This window comes from Ferdinandcohnia sp. SAFN-114 (assembly GCF_059415045.1).
This window is the reverse complement of sequence record NZ_JBPFDQ010000193.1, coordinates 1-1469: the sequence shown is the minus strand read 5'-3', so window position 1 is coordinate 1469 and position 1469 is coordinate 1. Positions and strand designations below refer to the sequence as shown.

The following is a 1469-nucleotide window of genomic DNA, read 5'->3' as shown; positions in this document are numbered from 1 at the left end:
TAGAATGGTACCTGTAGGAAGGACACTCGAAAAAAAGAGTGTTCAACCTACAGGTATTTTTATATACTTGAATTTCAGAATCTGGGGACTAGGGGACAATATGAGTAAAATAACTTTTTCAACTAAAGAGATAAACACACTACAAAAAAATCCAAATGTACACCGTGTCAGTGAGAGGTCTATTACCTATACTGATGATTTTAAAAATAGATTTATAGATGAATACCAAGCTGGTAAACTTCCTCGCCAGATCTTTGAGGAAAATGGATTTAATCCGAATATCATTGGCATAAAACGGATTGAACAGTCAGCCCACAGGTGGAAAAAAGCCTATGAAAAGAATGGATTAATCGGACTTACTGATTCGAGGAAAACAGCTTCTGGAAGACCCTTAAAGCGTGAGCTTACTTCTTCCGAAGTAATTGAAAGGCAAAAGGCCAGAATTGAGCTGTTGGAAGGACAAGTGGAGTTGTTAAAAAAGTTAGAAACGACCGAAAGGAGGCTTCTAAACCCAAGCGAAAATCTAAATCCGAATAAGGCATATCAATTGATTCAAGAAACGATCGAGCAAAATGGGATCAAGGGGATGACCAGGTATTTCTGTAATCTCTTGGAGGTCTCGCGTTCCGGATATTATAGCTATCTGAAGGCTTTCTCTGTCAGGGAAGCAAGGGAAAAGCTGGACCTTGAAGCTAAGGAACTCATTTTAAAGGCCTTCAACCGGCGGGGGTATAAGAAAGGCGCACGTTCCATTAAAATGGTTTTGGAAAGGGATTTTAAAATTGTTTTCAGTCGTAAAAAGATCCGGAGGATCATGAGGAAATACGGAATCGTCTGCCCTCACCGGAACCCAAATCCTTATAAAAGAATCGCGAAAGCAACGAAGGAACATCAGGTTGTTCCGAACAAATTAAACAGGGAATTCAAGCAAGGTATTCCTGGAAAAGTGTTACTGACGGATATCACTTACTTGCCATATAACGGGAATAGTATGGCTTATTTGTCGACCATAAAAGATGCTTGCACCAATGAAATCCTCGCTTACCATCTATCTGACCGGATCACTTTGGACATTGCGACCCGGACGATCCATAAATTGATGAACAACAAGAAAGTTACTCTACATGAAAACGCCTTTATCCACTCGGATCAGGGAAGCCACTACACAAGCCCCCGATACCAGAAGCTTTTAGCGGAATATGGCCTGGACCAATCTATGTCACGCAGAGGCAACTGTTGGGACAATGCACCTCAGGAATCCTTTTTTGGCCACATGAAGGATGAGGTGGATTTTCAATCTGCCAGAACTCTGAAGGAATTGAAGTCAAGAATTGATCATTATATGGTCTACTATAACAATTACCGCTATCAATGGAACTTAAAAAAGATGACCCCTATTCAATATAGGAATCATCTTCAAGCTGCTTAGTCTCTTTTTTTATTGTGTCCTTGACATAGGTGCCAGTTTA

Annotated in this window: 1 protein-coding gene; it reads left to right on the top strand. The window is 40.4% G+C overall.

The window, feature by feature from the left end:
• Positions 1-100 precede the first annotated feature (100 nt).
• Positions 101-1429: an IS3 family transposase gene (locus ACR65M_RS26830; RefSeq protein WP_121449718.1), complete on the top strand. Its 1329-nt coding sequence runs from the start codon at positions 101-103 to the stop codon at positions 1427-1429.
• Positions 1430-1469 lie beyond the last annotated feature (40 nt).